The sequence below is a fragment of the Devosia sp. genome, assembly GCF_017307565.1.
Classification (GTDB): Bacteria; Pseudomonadota; Alphaproteobacteria; order Rhizobiales; family Devosiaceae; genus Devosia.
In genome coordinates, this window is record NZ_JAFKHD010000087.1 from 1 (window position 1) to 3,994 (window position 3,994).

Below are 3,994 nucleotides of genomic sequence, written 5' to 3' on the forward strand. Positions count from 1 at the left end.
GATGACGGCGACACCGCGGGCGGTGAGGCGGCGGATCTGCTCGAAAAGAGTCTGGGTTTCGCCGACGGAGAGCACAGCTGTCGGCTCGTCCATGATGAGGACGCGCGCATCGCGGCTGATGGCCTTGGCGATTTCGACCATTTGCTTGTCGGCGACGGAGAGGGTGCTGATCCGGTCATCGGGATCGACGCGGACGTGGAGCGTGTCCATCAGCGCGGCAGCGCGTTTGCGCATCTCGCCGAGGTCCAGGAATCCGAAACGCTTGATTTCGCGACCGAGGAAGATGGACTCCGAGGCCGTGAGATGTTCGGCCAGGTTCAGTTCCTGGTGGATGAGCACGATGCCCATCGCTTCCGCCTTGCCGTCGGCGGGCAGGGTGACGGTCTCGCCGTCATAGGTGATCGAGCCGGAGGTCGGCTGCTCGATGCCCGAGAGAATCTTGATCAGGGTCGACTTGCCCGCGCCGTTTTCGCCGATGATGGCGTGGACTTCGCCGGGCTTGATGTCGAAGTCGATGCTGAAGAGCACCGGAATTTCACCAAAAGACTTGGAGATGCGATTGGCAGACAGAACGGCAGACGCAGTTGTGCCTTCGGCTGATGACATCGCAAAATCCCTCCCATGGACGCGGCCGTTTCCCCGGCTCTTCGTCCCCATGAAAGTGATGTAAAGGTTTTCATGAATGATGTAAAGGTTTACATATAGGCAAAAGAGAGTAAGCCTCTTGGGAGGGTCTGGCGCAACGCGTGGCTTCTGCTAGAGGCAGGGAAACGCGGCGCCAGTGGGTGTGCGGGGCTTTAAGAGTGCAGCACCAGAAACTGGCCACGATAGAAGACGTTGCGGCGCTTGCCGGCGTATCCATCGCCACGGTTAGTCGCGCCATCAACGAGCCGACCAAGGTTGCCGACGAAACACGCCGCAAGGTGAACGAGGCAATCGCCCGTACTGGCTACACCACCAATGCCATGGCCCGATCGCTGCGCATGCGGCGATCCAACATGATCCTGATTCTGGCGCCGGATGTGGGTGACCCGAATTTTTCCAATATTCTGGTGGGGCTCGAGACCGAGGCCAGCAAGCGCGGCTACGGCGTGCTGATCGGCAATACGCAAAACGACGCCACGCGCGAGACGGACTATCTGCGCTTCATCAGCTCCAACCAGGCCGACGGGCTGATCCTTTTTACCGGACACTTGCCCTATGGCTTTGGGCAGGACGGGGCCGAGGGGCGCCTGCCGCCCATGGTGGCGGTCAACGAGCCAGTGCCCAATGCCGAGGTGCCGTTTGTCGGTGTCGACAATTTCGAGGGCGCACGGATTGCGACCGAGCACCTGATTTCCCAGGGACACAGGCGGATCGCCTTTGTCGGCCGCTCGCAGGGGCGTGAGGTTAACCGGCTGCGTGAAGAGGGCTATCGCAAGGCGCTGGCGGGGGCGGGGATCGTGATCGATCCGCGGTTGATCATCGACGGCGACGGCACCACCGAAAGCGGGCGCGCGGCGGCGGAACTGATGTTCGTGCGCGATGCGTTGCCCACGGCGTTTTTCTGCGTCAACGACGCTACGGCGCTCGGGATCATCATCTCGCTCAATGCGCGGCGCTATGACCTGCCGCGGCAGTTCTCGATCATGGGCTTTGACGATATTTCGTTCTCGAGCTTCGTCACCCCGTCGCTGACGACGATGAAACAGCCGCGCCACAAGATCGGCGAGGCGGCGATGGAGCTGCTGCTGGCACTGCTGGCCGGCGAAAAGCCGCGCGAACAGCAGGTGCTACTGCGGGCCGAACTGATCGTGCGCAATTCGGTGACGCGGGTAGGCTAGGCGGCCAGCCATTCGCCTGCTATGCCAAGGGCAACAACAGGAGAATGCCTTTGACCTCCCTTTCGCTTTTCGCGCCAAGCGGCCGATCGGCAAGGTAGCGTTTCAGCTTTTGGCCCGATGGTCCGCTCGGCGGCAAGACCGCCCATCCCTTGACGGATGGGTGAGAGTTTTTCTTTTGCCGAGAACATCATGATTATTGAAATGACCCGAAATGACTTTGCCTTGCTCCAAGAGGGCAAGGCACCCGGAGGCCTGCGCCTCGAACGGGATGTCGAGTTGGCGCCGCCGATGGTGCTGGACATGCTGGCGGGCCTTGCGGCCCAACTGGCCGAACAATTCGCACCATCGGCTTGGATGCTGGTCGAGGAGGGGGAAATCGTCGGAATCATGTCGGTCACCCGTCTGCTCGACCCCGGCGAACTGCATATCGGCTATGGCGTCGCACCGGCGCGGCAGCAGCGGGGCTTTGCAACACAGGCTGTTGCGGCTTTGCTTGGCTGGGCACGTTGCGACGGACGGGTTCGGTCCCTTTCGGCCGAAACCGGTGCCGACAATGTCGCCTCCCAGCGCGTGTTGGAGCGCAATGGCTTTGTACGGGTGGACGACCGGATTGATCCCGAGGACGGTCCGGTGATCTGCTGGCGGATCGAGGTCGCCTGAACTTTGCCGGGTGCCTTCAGGGGCACTCGGTTTTTTGCGGTAAGCGCGAGGCGGCAGCACTGTGGCCGAGTATGCTGGCGGGACGCCGTTGACAGTCCACGGGCGGTGTTGTTACTTAATTTTATGCTTAACCAAACTCCCAATCTCGACCAGATGTTCCAGGCCCTGGCCGATCCGACACGGCGGGCCATGATCGATCGGCTGAGCCGGGGACCGGCCTCGGTGAGCGAGCTGGCAAAACCTTTCGACATGTCGCTGCCCGCCGTCGTGCAGCATCTGCAGGCGCTGGAGGCGAGCGGCCTTGTGTCGTCGCAAAAGGTTGGGCGGGTACGGACCTGCCAGATCGAGCCGGCGGCGCTGAGCCTTGCCGAGCAATGGCTCAATGAGCGGCGCACGCTCTGGATGCAGCGGCTCGACCGGCTGGGAGAATATCTCGAGGCCACGGCCGGCGAGGAGGAGCCCAAATGAGCGACAAGCAACGCAGCGTCAGCCACGCCACATTCACGCTTGAGCGGCGCTACAAGGCGAGCCGTGCGCGGGTCTATCGGGCGCTGTCGGAGCCAGGGGTCAAGGTGAAGTGGTTTTCGCCGCCCGAAACCTGGGGCCGGAGTGAATATACGCTCGATTTCAGGGTCGGCGGCCTAGAGACCAGTATCGGTGGCCCGCCCGGCGGTCAGGTGCATGCCTATCACGCGGTCTATCAGGACATCGTGCCTGATGAGCGGATCGTCTATTCCTATTTCATGACGCTCGATGACGTGCGGATTTCGGTTTCGGTCGCGACGTTTGAACTGACGGCGGATGGCGATCATACGGTTTTGAAGATGACCGAGATGGGCGCCTATCTCGATGGGTTTGATGATGGCGGGCGGCTGAGGGAAGGTGGGACGAACGGGCTGCTCGATCAGCTTGGGCGGTTTGTGGAGGGGGATTGGGAGTAAGAGGGCTTAGCCAAACTCGATGCGCGATCCTCCCCCGTCAAGGGGGGAGGTGTCGCGGCGGTGGGGGGGAAGCTACGCCGCTTCCGGCGTATAGCCCGCTTCCTTGATCGCTTCCTCGCCCCTGGCGCGGTCGCCGGTGAAGCTCACCTTGTGGCTGTCGAGGTCGATAGTGATCTCGGCGCCGGGCAGGGCCTGTTCAAGGGCCTTGCGCACCGTGCCGACGCAATGGCCGCAGGTCATGTCGTTGACGGTGAAAATGGTCTTGTCGGCCATGTCAGTGTCCTTTGTTCTTGGAATGTGTCCCGGCGAGGTCGTCGAGAATGGGGCAATCGGGGCGGTTGTCGCCCTGGCAGCAATGGACGAGATGCTTCAGCGTCCCGACCATGGATTCAAGTTCGGCGATCTTGGTTTCGAGCGCGCTGATATGGCCCGCCGCAATGTCGCGGACTTCGCCGCTGGCGCGGCTCTTGTCCTGCCAGAGGGCGAGGAGGGCGCCGGTTTCCTCGATGGAAAAGCCCAGGGTGCGCGAGCGGCGGATGAAGCGCAGGACATGCACTTCATCGCTGCCAT

General features: G+C 62.2%; 7 protein-coding genes. 4 read left to right on the top strand and 3 right to left on the bottom strand.

All coding sequences use genetic code 11. The features are described 5' to 3' along the window. A partial coding sequence (locus J0I64_RS02735; protein WP_291406091.1) for an ATP-binding cassette domain-containing protein occupies positions 1-606 on the bottom strand: 606 nt, incomplete at its 3' end. Positions 607-803: 197 nt separating this feature from the next. Here J0I64_RS02735 and J0I64_RS02740 point away from each other — a divergent pair. The 4 genes from J0I64_RS02740 to J0I64_RS02755 all read left to right on the top strand — a co-directional run bounded on the left by J0I64_RS02740 (position 804) and on the right by J0I64_RS02755 (position 3,424). Then, positions 804-1,823: a LacI family DNA-binding transcriptional regulator gene (locus J0I64_RS02740; protein WP_291406092.1), complete on the top strand. Its 1,020-nt coding sequence runs from the start codon at positions 804-806 to the stop codon at positions 1,821-1,823. 156 nt (positions 1,824-1,979) lie between these two features. Beyond that, the gene (locus tag J0I64_RS02745; RefSeq protein ID WP_291406093.1) at positions 1,980-2,483 is read left to right on the top strand and encodes a GNAT family N-acetyltransferase; all 504 of its coding nucleotides are present in this window, start codon (positions 1,980-1,982) and stop codon (positions 2,481-2,483) included. A 123-nt stretch (positions 2,484-2,606) separates the two neighbouring features. After that, positions 2,607-2,951 carry a metalloregulator ArsR/SmtB family transcription factor gene (locus J0I64_RS02750; protein WP_291406094.1) on the top strand — a complete coding sequence of 115 codons (345 nt, stop codon included), beginning with the start codon at positions 2,607-2,609 and terminating at the stop codon, positions 2,949-2,951. Beyond that, a complete protein-coding gene (locus tag J0I64_RS02755; protein WP_291406095.1) occupies positions 2,948-3,424 on the top strand; it encodes an SRPBCC family protein in 477 nt (158 codons plus the stop codon). Before J0I64_RS02750 ends, J0I64_RS02755 begins: the two co-directional genes overlap by 4 nt. A gap of 72 nt (positions 3,425-3,496) precedes the next feature. Here J0I64_RS02755 and J0I64_RS02760 read toward each other — a convergent pair whose 3' ends face one another. Next, a complete protein-coding gene (locus J0I64_RS02760) occupies positions 3,497-3,697 on the bottom strand; it encodes a heavy-metal-associated domain-containing protein (protein WP_291406096.1) in 201 nt (66 codons plus the stop codon). A 1-nt stretch (position 3,698) separates the two neighbouring features. Beyond that, the coding region (locus tag J0I64_RS02765; protein ID WP_291406097.1) for a MerR family DNA-binding protein at positions 3,699-3,994 on the bottom strand (296 nt) is incomplete at its 5' end.

Coding starts and splice junctions, on each gene's coding strand:
- J0I64_RS02755 (WP_291406095.1), top strand. CDS start 2,948: ATGAGCGACAAGCAACGCAGCGTCAGCCACGCCACATTCACGCTTGAG.
- J0I64_RS02750 (WP_291406094.1), top strand. CDS start 2,607: ATGCTTAACCAAACTCCCAATCTCGACCAGATGTTCCAGGCCCTGGCC.
- J0I64_RS02745 (WP_291406093.1), top strand. CDS start 1,980: ATGGGTGAGAGTTTTTCTTTTGCCGAGAACATCATGATTATTGAAATG.
- J0I64_RS02760 (WP_291406096.1), bottom strand. CDS start 3,697: ATGGCCGACAAGACCATTTTCACCGTCAACGACATGACCTGCGGCCAT.